General features: G+C 67.9%; 12 protein-coding genes and 1 pseudogene. 8 read left to right on the top strand and 5 right to left on the bottom strand.

Annotated elements, in window-relative coordinates; genetic code table 11:
* Nucleotides 1-132: 132 nt before the first annotated feature.
* From OG933_RS03745 to OG933_RS03720, 6 genes are all read left to right on the top strand, one after another.
* On the top strand, nt 133-2,337 hold the full coding sequence (locus OG933_RS03745; protein ID WP_405625334.1) for a beta-L-arabinofuranosidase domain-containing protein: 2,205 nt from the start codon (nt 133-135) through the stop codon (nt 2,335-2,337).
* Nucleotides 2,338-2,382: 45 nt separating this feature from the next.
* Nucleotides 2,383-2,622, top strand: a complete 240-nt coding sequence (locus OG933_RS03740; RefSeq protein ID WP_142267766.1) for a hypothetical protein — start codon at nt 2,383-2,385, stop codon at nt 2,620-2,622.
* Complete coding sequence (locus OG933_RS03735) at nt 2,622-2,999, top strand: hypothetical protein (RefSeq protein ID WP_020126621.1); 378 nt, start codon at nt 2,622-2,624, stop codon at nt 2,997-2,999. The genes OG933_RS03740 and OG933_RS03735 overlap by 1 nt, the downstream gene beginning before the upstream one ends.
* 199 nt (nt 3,000-3,198) lie before the next feature.
* Nucleotides 3,199-4,305: an NAD(P)/FAD-dependent oxidoreductase gene (locus OG933_RS03730; RefSeq protein ID WP_405625332.1), complete on the top strand. Its 1,107-nt coding sequence runs from the start codon at nt 3,199-3,201 to the stop codon at nt 4,303-4,305.
* Nucleotides 4,306-4,561: 256 nt separating this feature from the next.
* A complete protein-coding gene (locus tag OG933_RS03725) occupies nt 4,562-5,383 on the top strand; it encodes an SAM-dependent methyltransferase (protein WP_362521792.1) in 822 nt (273 codons plus the stop codon).
* Nucleotides 5,384-5,519: 136 nt separating this feature from the next.
* On the top strand, nt 5,520-5,840 hold the full coding sequence (locus OG933_RS03720) for a DUF6191 domain-containing protein (protein WP_405625330.1): 321 nt from the start codon (nt 5,520-5,522) through the stop codon (nt 5,838-5,840).
* Between the two features lie 131 nt (nt 5,841-5,971).
* Here the strand turns inward: OG933_RS03720 and OG933_RS03715 are convergent.
* Nucleotides 5,972-6,783, bottom strand: a pseudogene (locus OG933_RS03715) (IS701 family transposase).
* A 166-nt stretch (nt 6,784-6,949) separates the two neighbouring features.
* On the opposite strand from OG933_RS03715, the gene OG933_RS03710 reads away from it, so the two are divergent.
* Nucleotides 6,950-7,354 carry a type II toxin-antitoxin system PemK/MazF family toxin gene (locus tag OG933_RS03710; protein ID WP_266552357.1) on the top strand — a complete coding sequence of 135 codons (405 nt, stop codon included), beginning with the start codon at nt 6,950-6,952 and terminating at the stop codon, nt 7,352-7,354.
* Between the two features lie 112 nt (nt 7,355-7,466).
* Here OG933_RS03710 and OG933_RS03705 read toward each other — a convergent pair whose 3' ends face one another.
* A complete protein-coding gene (locus tag OG933_RS03705) occupies nt 7,467-8,552 on the bottom strand; it encodes a UDP-galactopyranose mutase (RefSeq protein ID WP_405625329.1) in 1,086 nt (361 codons plus the stop codon).
* A 29-nt stretch (nt 8,553-8,581) separates the two neighbouring features.
* Nucleotides 8,582-8,974 carry a hypothetical protein gene (locus tag OG933_RS03700; protein ID WP_405625327.1) on the bottom strand — a complete coding sequence of 131 codons (393 nt, stop codon included), beginning with the start codon at nt 8,972-8,974 and terminating at the stop codon, nt 8,582-8,584.
* A 370-nt stretch (nt 8,975-9,344) separates the two neighbouring features.
* Here OG933_RS03700 and OG933_RS03695 point away from each other — a divergent pair, with 370 nt between their 5' ends.
* Nucleotides 9,345-12,098 carry a tetratricopeptide repeat protein gene (locus OG933_RS03695; protein ID WP_405625326.1) on the top strand — a complete coding sequence of 918 codons (2,754 nt, stop codon included), beginning with the start codon at nt 9,345-9,347 and terminating at the stop codon, nt 12,096-12,098.
* Nucleotides 12,099-12,425: 327 nt separating this feature from the next.
* Here OG933_RS03695 and OG933_RS03690 read toward each other — a convergent pair whose 3' ends face one another.
* A complete protein-coding gene (locus tag OG933_RS03690; RefSeq protein WP_405625325.1) occupies nt 12,426-13,487 on the bottom strand; it encodes a phosphotransferase in 1,062 nt (353 codons plus the stop codon).
* Between the two features lie 60 nt (nt 13,488-13,547).
* Nucleotides 13,548-14,801 (bottom strand): hypothetical protein, encoded by a 1,254-nt coding sequence (locus OG933_RS03685; protein ID WP_405625322.1) that lies wholly within the window; start codon nt 14,799-14,801, stop codon nt 13,548-13,550.
* Between the last annotated feature and the right edge of the window lie 55 nt (nt 14,802-14,856).

Below are 14,856 nucleotides of genomic sequence, written 5' to 3'. Positions count from 1 at the left end.
GCCCCACACGTTCCACCATGCGTGTCCGGCCCCCCGACATGTTCCACCACCACGCGCGCCCGCCCCTCTCACCGACACCTTCCACCACCACGCGCTTCCGTCCCACCCCCCCACACACAAACGGAGCCCAGCATGTCCCAACCCCCCACTCGCCGACATCTGTTGAGGCTGGCCGCGGGGACCGCGGCCGCCGCCCCGCTGCTGCACGCGACCCCGGCGACAGCCCGTACCACGTCCAGCGCCACCACCGACGCCGCCACCGCGCCGCTCGCCGGGACTCCGTCACATGTCCCGTCCGCCGCTGCCCCGGCAGCCGTCCCGGCAGCCGTCCCGGCGACCTGGGCGGTGCGTCCCTTCCCGCTGGACCAGGTGACCCTCGGTGACGGTGTCTTTCGTCGCAAGCGCGATCTGATGCTCGACTACGCGAGGACCTACCCCGCCGACCGCATCCTGGCCGTCTTCCGGGCCAACGCCGGGCTCGACACCCGAGGGGCCCGGCCGCCGGGCGGCTGGGAGACCGCCGACGGCAATCTGCGCGGCCACTACGGCGGCCACTTCCTCACCCTCGTCTCCCAGGCGTACGCCGACACGCGCGAGGCGGCCCTGAAGGCCAAGCTCGACCAGCTGGTGGCGGCGCTCGGCGAATGCCAGCAGGCCCTGGCCGAGCACGGCTCGCCGAGACCGAGCCACCCCGGCTATCTGGCGGCGTACCCGGAGACGCAGTTCATCCTGCTGGAGAGCTACACGACCTACCCCACCATCTGGGCGCCCTACTACACCTGCCACAAGATCATGCGTGGGCTCCTCGACGCGTACACCCTGGCCGGGAACGCACAGGCCCTCGCCATCGTCTCGAAGATGGGCGACTGGGTGCACAGCAGGCTGGGACGGCTGCCGAAGGCGCAGCTGGAGCGCATGTGGTCGATCTACATCGCCGGTGAGTACGGCGGGATGAACGAGGTGATGGCGGATCTTCACGCCCTCACCGGCCGGGCGGAGCACCTCTCCGCCGCCCGCTGCTTCGACAACACCGCGCTGCTGGACGCCTGCGCCGACGGCCGGGACATCCTGGAGGGCCGGCACGCGAACCAGCACATTCCCCAGTTCACCGGCTATGTGCGGCTGTTCGACCACACGGGGGACGAGAAGTACGCGGCCGCCGCCCGCAACTTCTGGCACATGGTGGCGGGCCCCCGGACGTACAGCCTGGGCGGCACGGGCCAGGGCGAGATGTTCCGGGCCCGGAACGCCATCGCGGCCACCCTGGGCGACAACAACGCCGAGACCTGCGCGACGTACAACATGCTCAAGCTGAGCAGGCAGTTGTTCTTCCACGAGCCGGACCCCGCCTACATGGACCACTACGAGCGGGGCCTGACCAATCACATCCTCGCCTCCCGCCGGGACGCCCCCGGCACGGACAGTCCCGAGGTCACCTACTTCGTCGGCATGGGGCCGGGGGTGGTGCGCGAGTACGACAACACCGGCACCTGCTGCGGCGGTACCGGTATGGAGAACCACACCAAGTACCAGGACTCGGTCTACTTCCGCTCCGCCGACGGCGACGCGGTCTACGTCAACCTCCACCTCGCCTCCACCCTGCGCCTTCCGGAACGGGGGCTGGTCATCGAGCAGACGAGCACCTATCCGACCGAGGGCGTGCGCACCCTGACGTTCCGTGAGGGCGGCGGCGCACTCGATCTGAAGCTGCGGGTGCCGTCCTGGGCCACCGCGGGCTTCACCGTCGCGGTCAACGGTGTCCCGCAACCGGCTCGGGCCGTGCCCGGCAGCTACCTCACCCTGAGCAGGAACTGGCGGCGCGGCGACCGGGTCACGGTCTCGGCCCCCTACCGCCTGCGCGTCGAGAGGGCGCTGGACGATCCCACCGTCCAGTCGCTGTTCCACGGGCCGGTCCTGCTGGTCGCGCGGAGCCGGGAAACAACACTCCGGCAGTTCTCCTTCTACCGTGACTTCACCCTGCGGGGCGATCTGGCCGACTCGGTCCGGCCCGAGGGACGCCCGCAGCACTTCACCACGCACGGTCTGACCCTGGCCCCGTTCCACCTCGCCGACGACGCCGCGTACCACGCCTACTTCAGGCGCACCGAGCCGGTCGTCGTCTTCGGCACCACCGACTCGGGGGTGGCGAACCGTGCCCGCGGGGACGGCCTGACCTTCCTCGACGTCCTCTGGCAGCAGGCGCCGTTCGCGACCGCCGCCCGTTTCGTGGAGGCGGTGCGTGCCCTGGCCGACGTCTGGCTGGCGGAGGGCCTCTTCGCGCGGTCCGAGCGGGACCGTGTCGTCGCGGCCGCGGGCGCGGCGAACCTGCGCCGCTGAAGAAGGGGGCTGCCGCGGGCTGGTAACAGCTGTTACCGTCGGCGTATGGCGAAGACACAGTTGGGTGCGCGCGTCGACGACGAGATCGCGGAGCTGGCCAAGGCCCGGGCCAAGGACCGTGGTCTGCCGCTCGGCGAGTACATCGCCGCCCTGGTCCGCGAGGACGCCGACGGGCTGCGGCAGCGCGGCCTGGACGCGGCACGGCGCTTCCTGGACGAGCACCAGGCTGTCTTCGACGAGGCCGAGGACGCCGACCGGCGTGTCCCGGGAGCGCACGCCGCCTGATGGAACTCCACATCGACGTCCCCTGGATCCTCCAGGTCGCCGAGATCGCCGGCGCGGCCGACCCCACCCCCGAGGACTACGGGGTACCGGTGGCGGCGGTCGCCTGCCACCGCGCCGAACTGCTCGAGCAGCCCGTCTACGACGGGCCCTACGCCCGCGCCGCCGCCCTGGTGCACGTCCTCGGCCGCTGCCGCTGGCTCGAGCGGTCCAACATGGCCGTCGCCGCGGCGACGGGCGTGATGTACCTGGACGCCTCCGGGATCCCGGTCAAGCCCACCCGCGAGGACGCGGTGGCCCTGCGTGACCTGCTGCGGGATCCGTCCTGCACCGCCGCAAGGATCGCCGCGCTGCTGCGCGCCTGGCCGCGCGCCACCTGAACCCCGCGCGCCACCTGACCCAGCGCGCACCTGAACCCCGCGTGACTTCACGGCTGCACGGCTTCACCGAACGTGCACACAGCTGCACACGCCTCCACGTGAACTTAAAAGTTCAAGCGCTACGCTCGTCGGCAGTTCGAGTGGTCGAGGAAGTCCCCACGGCGCGGCCGCTCGCTTCCCCCATGCTCAGGAGACGCGCGTGCGCGACGGCGACATAGTGGTGATCGGCGGAGGATACGCGGGCGTCCGGCTGGCGAAACGACTGGACGCGACGGCCCGGGTCACCCTGGTGGACCGTAAAGAGGTGTTCTTCCACCGCATCGCCTCGCTCCGCGCCGGCGTGCGCCCTGAGTGGTCGGTCACCCCCTTCATCCCGTACGACCGGCTGCTGCGCGACGGCAGGATCGTCGTGGGCAAGGCGGTCCGCGTCGACACCGACGAACGGCAGGTCGTCCTGGCGACGGGCGAGCGGCTTCCCTACGACGTCGTCGTGATCGCCACCGGCGCCGATTACCCCGAACCGGCCCGCTTCACCGGCACCACCACCGAGGAGACGATCAAGTCCTTCGCGGGCCACCAGCGCAAGATCGCCGCCGCCGAACACGTTCTCGTCGTCGGCGGCGGGCCCTCCGGCGTCGAGCTCAGCGCCGAGATACGCCTGGCCCGGCCGGACGCCCGGGTCACGCTCGCCCACGCGGGGGCGGCGCTGCTGAACTCCGCCGGCAGCCGGCGGGCCGGGCGCCGGGCACTGGCCTGGCTGGAGTCCCACGACGTGGAGGTGCGCCTCGACTCGTTCATGTCGCCCGGAAACGACTTCGGCACCTATCGCGACGCGCGCGGCAACATCATCGACGCGGACCTCTCCTTCTGGGCCACGGGCACCACACCCAACACCCTCTGGCTGCGACTGGCCGGACACGGCGACTGGCTGAACGCGGCCGGACACATCAAGGTCGACCGGAGGCTCAGGGTCGCGGGGCGCCCGGACGTGTTCGCGGTCGGTGACGTGAACGACGCCACCGAACTCAAGATCACCCCCGCCGCGCTGGCCCAGGCCGATCTCGCGGCGCACAACATCCGTGTCCACCTGAGGAGTTCCGGCCGGCACCGCAAGGAACCGCGCCTCTACCGGCCGGTCCAGCGCACCCCGCTCATCGTGCCCTTCGGCCCCGCCGACGGACTGACCGTGCTGCCCGTGCCGGGCGGCGAGAGCGCCGTACTGGGCGGTCGCGCCTCGGTGCTGGCGAAGGCGAAGACCCTCATGACGCCGTACATGAGGCGCCAACTCGGCTACAGCGCCGGCTGAACCGCCAGCCCGCCGGCGGGTGCTCGCGCGGCGCATGACGAACCCGCGCCGCGCTGCCGCGGCCGTCGCTCACCGTCCGCCATCGTGGACCACCCTCGAGAAACCGCTCACCGGAGCCGACGCGCCGCACGGAGCTGTCGAATGGCCGAAACGGCACGGCAGACGACAGTAAGCGCTCTCAACTTCCCTGCCCGGAAAGAAAGTTCGCCTACGTTGGTGCCCTGATCAACTACGTAGCCGTGCAGGAGGCTTTGCCGTGTCGGACCCGACTTCCCAGACCACCACGACCGCCGGAACACCCGGCCGGATCGACACGTCCAAGCCGCACTCGGCCCGGTTCTGGAACTATTTCGTCGGCGGCAAGGACAACTACGAGGTCGACCGGGAGATCGGCGACCACATCAAGGAGATCTTCCCCGGCCTCGTCGACGTGGCGGTCGCGAGTCGGTACTTCCTTGGACGCGCGGTGCGGCACCTCGCCGAAGAGCAGGGCATCCGCCAGTTCCTGGACGTGGGTACCGGGCTGCCCACCGCCGACAACACCCACCAGGTGGCGCAGAGCGTGGCCCCGGACGCCAGGATCGTGTACGTCGACAACGACCCCGTGGTCCTGGCCCATGCGCACGCCCTGCTCACGAGCACACCGGAAGGCAGGACCGCCTATCTGGACGCGGACCTGTACGACCCGGAAGCCGTGCTGGAAGCCGCCGCGGGAACGCTCGACCTCTCCCGGCCGGTCGCCCTGATGATCCTCAACACGCTCGGCCACGTCGGCGACTACGCGCAGGCACGCGACCTGGTCCGGCGGCTCATGGCCGGTCTTCCCTCGGGCAGCCACCTGGTGATCAGCGACAGCACGGCCACCAGCGAGGGCATGATCGCCGCGTCGGAGGCGTACAACGCGAGCGGCGCCGTGCCCTACCACGTCCGCGCCGTCGAGGAGATCGGCGGCTTCTTCGACGGGCTGGAGCTGGTGGAACCGGGGATCGTCCAGGTCACGAAGTGGCGCGCGAACCCCGATGATTCAGCCAACTTCGCCGCCGTCGACGCCTATTGCGGCGTGGGACGCAAGCCGTAACCGCCCGCCCGGCGGCCCTGGACGACCCCGGTCACCGACCCCGGACATCGGCTCCGGACACCGACCCCGGACATCGGCCCCGGGAATCCGCCGAGGCCGCCTGTCCACCCCGCGTCCAGGCTCGGATAATGGCGGTATGGGATTCGCCGTGTTCGTGACCCTACCCGGGCTGGTCATTCTGCTGACCGTCGTGGCCTTCGCCGACCAGCTGGTTCTCCGCGCCGGGCGGGCGGGGCTGCTGCCCTGGCGCAACAGCGCCCGGCAGGGCCAGATATCGGCGACCGGGTTCGAGCAACTCCACGCGAGCTTCTCGCCCGGGAAGCAGAACGAGCTCAAGGAGCGCCGGTCGGCTCTGGTGATGCGGGACGACGAGGAGGACGGCGCACCTCCCAACCGGACGACGGTGGACCTGGACGGCGGAGTCGCGGTCGTCCGGATGCCCCGGGCCGGCCGCTAGCCGTACGGTCCGGCCCGCTTCGGCCAGACCATCGCGGGCGCGGACCACGCGATCGTCGCGTGACCCGCCGAACGCAGCCGTTCCTGCCGGTGAGCAAGGAGCACCAGTACTCCAGCCGTAGATCGTGATCTTCATGCTTGAGCGGCTTGTCGCCGGTAGTGGCTGGTCTGGGATCGAGCCTGGTGGCGGCGTCGCCAGACGGGCAGCGAAGCCGGTGGACAGGGTCAAAGGCGCGTTGGATGACAAGCGTGATGAACAGTCGTTGGATCTCGTTGCAGGTGAGCGGTATCAGCTCGTCGGGTGAGGGATGACGGTCGTGTTCGTTCGCGTGGACGACTGCGAGGAAGGCGTGCGCCAGCGCGCAGCCTCGGGTTGCCGCCGTGGACCTCGTCTCCCGCGACCCAGGCGGCCCGGTGGTCGGCGTCGAGAAATCGGCCATGCGAGCGGCCAGCTCCGGCTTGGTCGCGAACTCCGTCTTGTCGCCAAGGCCGGCTGCCCGGCAGCGGTCGGGGTCGGGGTCGGAGGTCCAGGAACGCGGAACGTACAGTTCCCGGTCCGCCGCGGCGTGCCCGCGGCGGCCGGCGTAGACCAGATAGACGGCGACCTGGGCGTTCTCGATCCTGCCCGCGGTGCCGGTGTACTGCCGCTGAGCACCGAGAGTGTCGGTGCCCTTCTTCACGTCGCCGGTCTCGTCGACAGCCAGGACTGCCTCGTCGTCGTGCAAATGCTCGACCACGTAGGCGCGCACGTCGTCGCGGACCTGGTCGGCGTCCCACTTGGTCCGCCCGAGCAGGTGCTGCATGCCGTCCGGGGTTTTGTCCCCGGCCCATTCGGCGATGGTCCAGCAGTTCTTGCGCGGCAGGTCGGACAGCGGGCCGAGTACCAACTTCCGGGCCCGGCGCCGGGATTCCACCCGCGTGAACCGTCCCGCTATCCGGCTCATCAGGCCCTCGAACGCTTCCTGCCGGCGGGCAGGGTCTACGCTGTGAACCGCGGCCACCGCATGATCGTTTGTCTTCACACACCGATGATCAACGGTGGCCGCGCCCGTCTCCACAGCGCGTCAGGGTCGCGCAGTGTCTGCCTGCCGTCCTGTATTTGGAGGACTTGTGCAACGTGGCGAAGTCTGGTGGGTTCAGTTCGACGAGCGGAGGTTGGTCGTACTGCTGTCGGGAGAGGACACGTCCGGGATCCGGGTGATGCAGGTCGTTGCTCCGGCGGGCGTCGACATCAGTGGTCTGGGCATCGAAGTGATGGTGGGCGCCGGTGAAGGACTGCCGTTCGAAGGCGTGCTGCGGCTCGCGTTCCCGCGTCCAGGCTTCACCCCGTGCACGTGGCTGACCACTGTGTCCCGGGACGACCTGATAGAGCGGGAGGCCGTCCTGTCCTCCCTGAAGCTCAGCGAGATTGACGACGCCCTCCGACTCGCTGAACAAGCGCACGAGCGTACCCCGGCAACGACCGCGAAGCTCAGCGAGATACGGGACGCCCTCCGTCTCGGTGAACTCGGGTAGACGAAGAAGGAGCCGACGCCCGTGACGGCGTGGGCGATCTCGGGCGAGATGATCCACCCTGGCCTCGGCGCCCCTCACCATCGAGATCACGATCTACGGCTGGAGCACTAGGTCAGCTGATTCCCTGAGCCACTATTTGTTCCGCGACCCGTAGCCCGCTCAGTATGGCGGCATCCATGTTGATGTACGAGTAGGTGGCCAATCGACCGGCTGGATGGATCTGGTTTCTGGAGTACGCGCGCAGCCGATGTTCAAATTCCTGCTGAACTCTTCGGTTCTCGCCGGCCGAGTCGAGCACCGGATAGTGTTTGGCCTGGGCGCCGGGATACTCCCGCATCACAATGGTGCCCGGTACGTCGTGCAGTTCACCAAGCGCCCACTTCGTCTCTATCGACCGCGTCCACGCGGTGGTTGCGGCGGGTTCGTTGACGACCATCGCCTGCTGCGCCAGGGTGGTTTGAGGCAGATATACCGGTTGCAGGCGCACGCCGCGCCACTGAAGGGCGTCGGGCTCACCGAGGAAGTCGTCCAAGGCCGAGGTGACGATTACCGGCTGGCCCGCTCGGGCTATTTCCGATAGGTCGTCGACAGTGACCTTGGAGCCGAGGTGCACGATTGCCCGGCTGAGGAGTGCTTCGACGAGTTCTCCGTAGCCCCGGCGCGGCCATCCCTGGTAGGTGTCCCGAAAGAGAAGGGCATAACCGTCGTCCCGAAGCTCCACACGTCCCTTTGCGACCATTGCCGACAAGCTGCGAGGGTGGCGCCCCCACTGTTTCTCGGTGTAATCGCGAACGCTCTCAGCGTAGAGCGTCGGACCGAGCACGGAGACGCAGTAGGACTCGAAGTCGGATTCATTCACGGTACCGGGACGATCCGTCAACTCCTGTGCAATGTCGGCGAAGTCCGCCAGGGCGCACAGCTCGGCCTTCTGCGGCGGCCAGGAAACCAGGTGACCGCGAAGCCGGGTGAGGACGCGATGTCGATAGGGGGCAAATTCGACGGACCGCGACACGATGTCCCACACAGAGCGATGGTTGGTGTGGAAGATATGAGCTCCATGCGGCTCGTAGGGGATGCCGCGGAACCACTCCGTGCGCACATGACCACCCACCACGTGCGCCTGTTCGTAGACCTCGACCGTGAATCCCCGGCGCGCCAAGAGCCATGCCGCCGCCGCCCCTGACAAGCCGGCACCCACGACGGTTACGGTGCCCCCCATCGTCGGTGTCAGCCCTTGAAGTTGTTCACCTGCACGTTTCCACCCTGATGGTTCAGCTGCAGACCGGAAGAGTTGTGGATATTGACGGCATACTGTCCCCGCGTGGCGCCTGAGGGATCAAGCAACGACATCAGTTGTTGCGCGGTTTCCAGGACCGCTGGGTCGCTCAGCGCTCCCGTTTCCCGCAGGAAGACTTCGAGCGGTGTGCGCCACGTCTCAGGATCCTCGAGGTAGTCGTCGAGCACGGTCTCTGCCCGGCGGTGCCCCCGGAACCTGGCCACCACCAGCTCGCGCAGGCGGGTGTAGGAGTCCCGCACCGCTGCACTCGCCGTGTCCTGCAGACCTTGAGCACCTCCGGCCGCAAGCGCTCCGATGACTACTGACGCTGCTTCAAGTTCCATGAGATACCCCCGGTTGCACGACGTATCCGCTCCCGCCGCCATGCTAGCGGGATCGGGTTGCGGCGGTCAGGCGCGCGAAGGGCGAAGGGGGAAGGGCGCTGCCCCAGGTTGCCGGGCGCCCCCTTACGCGCCCTTGTGAGCCGCACTCACCGGCGAGTAGCGTTGCCGCTCCAGCGCGCGCCGGAAGGTTGGCAGCCGCACCCGCAGACAACCAAGTGTCAAGGGCTCGACGAGCATGGCGTCTGGAATGAGCAGGGCCCGCCCGGGTTCGGCCGACGGCGATGGTGCGGCGGCATCGGCCGGCCCTTCGCGAGCGCCGCTCGCTCCTGTGGTGCCCGCCTTGTCCGCAGACACCGCACACGGTTCCCAGGTGAACAGCTCAGGCGGGAACACGCAGATCAACTTTCACGGGGTCCCCAAGCCTGCGGATCCCTGGCCCGTCGTCGTAGGAACTCTTCCGGCTTTGGCTTCGGCGTTCCAGCCCCGTGCTTCGCTACGTGACAAGCTGATCTCCGTGCGGCCCCCTGCCCCCGGAGTGGTACCGACGCAGGTACTGGTCGGGGGAGGTGGCGCCGGCAAGTCTCAACTCGCGGCCTCGTTCGCCTATCGGGCGCTGGATCCGCAGGGCGACAGGAGGGACGTCGTCATCTGGGTGACTGCCATATCGCGCGAGTCCATCCAGTTGACCTACGCCGATGCGGCACGTCGCCTCGCCATCCACGGAATCACCGGGAACGACGTCGTCCACGACGCTGAGGTCCTGCTGTCCTGGCTGACCGCCGGAACGAAATCGTGGTTGGTCGTTCTTGACGACATAGCGGACATGCGCGACGTCGACGGTCTCTGGCCGCGTGGACCCGGTGACCGGGGTCACGTGGTTGCCACGACTCGGCGGAAGGAGCCCGCGCTGAGCGGCGGAGGCAGAGATGTGGTCGATGTGAGGACGTTCCAGCCGGAAGAGTCTGTTGCCTACCTACGTCAGCGGCTGTCGTCGGCCGGCTTCGGCCATTTGGTGGATACATCGGTCGACGACCTTGCCGAGGCGCTCGGGCACCTGCCATTGGCGCTATCGCACGCCGCCGCTTACCTGATCCGCAAACAACGTTTCACCTGCGCCGACTACCTCGCACGCTACGTGGAGCAGTCAGCATCGCTGGCAGAACTGCTGCCGGGGTGGGCGGACACCGAGGCTTACGGGCGTCCTGTCGCGGTCACGCTTACGCTCGGTCTGGAGGCCGCCGCCGCTCTGCCTCCCGTAGGCGCCGCCCGGAAAGTGTTGGAGATGGCCTCGCTCCTCGATCCGGCGGGTCATCCGGTGAGTGTCTGGGACACCCACGCAGCCGCCGCACATGCGGCTCGACCGAACGCCTCCGGCGAAGTCGCCCCGATGCCGTCGCCGGAGGACGTCTGGGAGACATGTCTGGCATTGCACTCGTACGGTCTGCTGCACATCGACTCGGCGGGCGGCCTTCGTGTCGTAGGCGTTCATGCGGTGACCGCTCGGGCGGTACGGGAGTCCGCCGATCCCCGCGATCTTGCGCAGGCGGCGGACGCGGCGGCAGACGCTCTTGCAGAAATCTGGCCGGCCCATACCTACCTCGACGCCGACCTGGTGGCGGTGCTGCGCGCCAACGTCGACGCGCTGTCGCGATCGCTCGGGGACCATCTCTGGACGTCGAACCGTTACCGTTTGCTGTACCTCGCCGGTGACAGCCTGTTCGACGCCGGCTTGCAGGCGGCAGCGATCGGCTACTGGACAGAGATGGCCGCTTCCGCTTTACGCCTTCTCGGCCCCGGCCATCCCGAGATGCTGGCAGCCCGGGCGAGGATCGGACGGGCTCAAGGTCACGCCGGCGACCCCGCAGCCGCCGTGCGCACGCTGCGGCAGGTGGCGGCCGAACAGTCCAGTCTGCTCGGCCCGGAGCATCCCAGCACCTTGGCCAGTCTCCAGGATCTGGCCCGATGGCGAGGCCACGCGGGTGACGCGGGTGGCGCGCTGGCCGCGACGCAGGACGTTCTCGCCGCTCGACGGCGCGTACTGGGCCCCTTGCACCCCGACACCCTGGCGAGCCGGGCAACGCTTGCCCGGTGGCGCGGCGAGAAAGGTGATGCCACCGCTGCGGCGAAAGGCCTTGAAGAGGTTTTCGAAGATATGCGCGATGTGCTGGGGGCCAACCATCCCGCCACACTCAAGGCCCGCAACAACCTCGGGTATTGGCGTGGGGAAGCAGGAGACGCGACGGGAGCGGCCCAAGCACTGGAGGCGCTTCTCGAGGATCGCCTCAGGGTCCTCGGCCCGGACCATCCCGACACGCTCAACACACGTAACAACATGGCCTACTGGCGAGGGGAAGCGGGTGACAGCGCCGGCGCGGCACGAGCCCTCGAACAGTTACTCGTCGACCGGACTCGGATTCTGGGCGCCGACCACCCCCACACCCTCGCCACCCGGAGCAACCTTGCGTACTGGCGGGGCAAGGCCGGAGACGCCAGGGGCGCCGCCGCAGCCTTCCGCGACCTGCTGCGCGACCGGATCAAGGTGCTGGGGCCCGATCACCCGGACGTACTCGACACCCGGGCGAACCTGTCCAGGTGGAGCGGCGAGGCCGATGGGTCGATAGATACGGCCGCCGCTTTCAAGGTACTCCTCATAGACCGGCTTCGGGTTCTCGGGCCGGATCATCCGGATACGCTCACCACCAGGCATGAGGTCGCTCGATGGAGCGGGCACGGAGGAGATCCGGAGGGTGCGGTGCGGGGCCTCCAGGACGTACTGCCGGACCGGAGCCGCATTCTTGGTGCCGATCACCCCGACACGCTGGCGACCCGGCACGAGCTCGCCCGTTGGCAGGCAGAGCACGGCGACCTGGAGGCAGCCCTGTCAGGGTTGGAGGACGTACTGGCGGACCGGTTGCGTGTGCTGGGCACCGAGCATCCCCACACGCTCGTCAGCTATGCGGAACTGGGTCGGCGGCGGGCGCAAGCGGGTGATGTCGCGGGAGCGAGAAGAGCGTTGGAGAGCGCGGCGGCTGGCCAAACAAGAGTGTTGGGAGAGCACCATCCTGACGCCCGCGCGACCCGTGCCGCGCTGGACGGCCTGCGGAGCCGAGAGGAACACGCTTGAGGGCTGGCCCGTTCAGGGTGTGACACCAGGTAGCGCATAGAGCTGTCGCCCATTTGCGGCTGAGGCCGACAGCTCTATGACGCCGTGTGAGTTGTCAGGTCGGGTCGATCGCAGTCGGGCGCGCCCGTGGGGCTGGAGGTTCAGTTCAGCGATGCGATGGCAGGCGCTGGTCCCTGGTCGACAAGGTTCCGGTTTTCGATGTGCCGGAGGATCTCGGTCCCTGGTCTGCGGTGAAAGCAGACGGTCATGAGGTGAACCCTCGCTTCTCCACGGCGCCACCGGCGACCCTACCGTCCGCGACGAGTTGCATGATCCGCCGGACAGGCCCTAGAGAAGTCGCGCAAACAGCTTGTCGAAGAGCGAAACGCCGCAGAGGTACAGGGCCGTGGTTTCCTCCTCCGCGGAGGCATGGTGGGGCAGCATGGCCACGAAATGCAACGCGGCCTGATACAGGGACTGGAGGTACCGGCGCTCATCGCAGCGGGCCGCCAGGAGCACACCGAGGTCCGCGTACCCCGGCACGTTCTCCGTGGCGAACTCGTACTCCGTTCTGCACCTCCGGCGCAGTACGTACCGGCCTGCCATGACCGCGCCGTACCCGCCTTCGATGGATTGCACCAACTTTCCATAATCATAGGTGATCGGCAGCAATGGGCCGCCTCGGGGGTCGACCACTTCGGTCGACGTTCCATCGACGATGATGTTGCCGCAGTGCAGATCTCCGAAGGTCACCCCGATCCGGTCGGGCGTCAAGTGGGACACCAGGCGCGGGTTTTCGGTGATCCGGTGCAGGCACCGAGAGGCACCCGCCAACTCTTCGCCGTTGATCGTTATGACGTCCGCGTCCATGAGTGCTCGCAAATAGGCGAATGCTGAGGCCTGCCGACGGCGTTGAGAAAGACGCCTCTTGGTCAACCGGTGTATGTGTGACGGGCTGACGTGACGCTGTGTGCGGTGAAACAGCTCCATATCTCTGTCCACGGCACGTGAGATATGACGGCCGAGCTCACCGGCCGATGCACCGGCGAGCGCGAGATCGTCCACGGTAGAGCCATCACCGAAGCACTTCAGCAGTAGGAATGACAGGGTCGGACCGGCGTGGCCGGTGATGAACAGGTTTGTTGCCAGATTCCTTCGTACCGCGTCCCGATACCACTGGATCTCGTCCCGCAGCGTTTGTGCGTGCCCGAACTCCACTTTCACCACGTACGTCTCGCCGTCGGCGAGGACGTAGTAAAGAGTGGACGGTGTGTTGTGTGAATGCAATTCTGACAGGAGTCGGTCACCCAGCATCCCAGTCAGCGAGTGTTTCGCTCCGGGTTCAAGGCGTCTTGTCTGCTCCATCAGTTGCTGGGCCAGAACATGCAGTTCTCGACGAGAGCGAAGCACGCAGGACACCCCCGTTTCTTCAAAAGGCCCGCCGGCCGACCGAGCCGACGGTAGTTCCTCCTAACGAGTGGCGCTTCGCACGAGGTCGACGAGGTCGAAGCTGCTCCGGGCCGCCGACAGTTGCTCTCCCAGATCGTTGGCAGCACTTCGGTAGCTCGGCTCATCGAGGATTCGCCGCACACTGTGCAGAAGTTCCGCTGCGGTGATCTGCAGGGACCAGTGTCCGGCCAGAGGTATCGACGGATGGACGGCGTCGTCTACCCGCCATTCGAGCGGACGGTAGTAGGCGGGGTACATCAAACCCGCGCCGTGCTGCTCCACCCGTACCGCCCAGGCAGCCTCCGATGATGTCCAGGGCAGGCACAGCACCGGAACGGAACGCTCCAAGGCGTGTACCAAAGTGGTTCCCCCGTGCGTGATCACCAAATCCGCCTCGTCCAGCAGAGCCAGATACTGCTGCGCAGGAACCATGCCCAGGAACGTGTCACCCGTACGGAAGTAGCGGAGGTATCGCTCGCCGCCCAGGACGGCGAAATCGACGTTGCGTTCGGCCCTCACCATCGCGGAGAGTGCCCGTGGGTAGTCCGACGCGGGCCGGTTGTTTCCCTCCGCCAGGTACGAAACGACAAGCGGCCTGCGGCGTTTTCGGTGATTCGGTAGGGCCGGCGGCGTCATCAGCGGGCCCACATGGACGTTGTTCGTGTGTGGCTGCACCGGGTCGAGTACCGGGCAAGTCGGTAGAAGGACAAGGTCTCCCTCGAATGTCTCCCGTTCGTCTTCGTAGGGAGGCAGGCCCCACCGCTCACGGCTGTGGTTGAAGCTGTCGAGGCACCCCGGAAGCGGATGGTCGGCCAATTCGTGCAATTTCCACGAACCGAGTGCGGGTCCTGAACGCAGGCCGTGCGCCATCGCCAGAGAGACCACCGGTACGCGAGCCGCGTCGGCCGCGGTCCGGAGGGTGTCGTGGTAGTCGTTGATCACCACGTGGGGTCGGAACGAGCGCAGGACCTCGAGCATGTGGCCTGTGTTGGCCGTGACGAAGTCCGGGTCACCGAAGCCCAGAGCGAGGCGGCGCTGCGCGTGCCGGAAGGCATGTGAGTAAGTCGGCATCGGTTTAGGGGTTCGCCGCAGTTCCGGCCGGTTGTCCACCTCGGCTATGTCCGCCTCGGGAGCGAGCGCACGAACTCGGGCGGCTTTCGACCTGCTGGAGATGATCAGGCAACGGTCGCCACGCTCGTGTAGCAGCGTGGCCAGATGGGCCACCCGTGCCAGATGGCCTTCCCCGCCATCCCAAAAGGACAGGACTACGCGCAAGGCTCTCTCCCGACGGTGATCGCCGACTGGCTGCTCCGATGATTCTGCCCCCATG

Source organism: Streptomyces sp. NBC_00016, assembly GCF_045040885.1.
Classification (GTDB): Bacteria; Actinomycetota; Actinomycetes; order Streptomycetales; family Streptomycetaceae; genus Streptomyces; species Streptomyces coriariae.
This window is presented reverse-complemented; position numbering and strand designations above follow the sequence as displayed.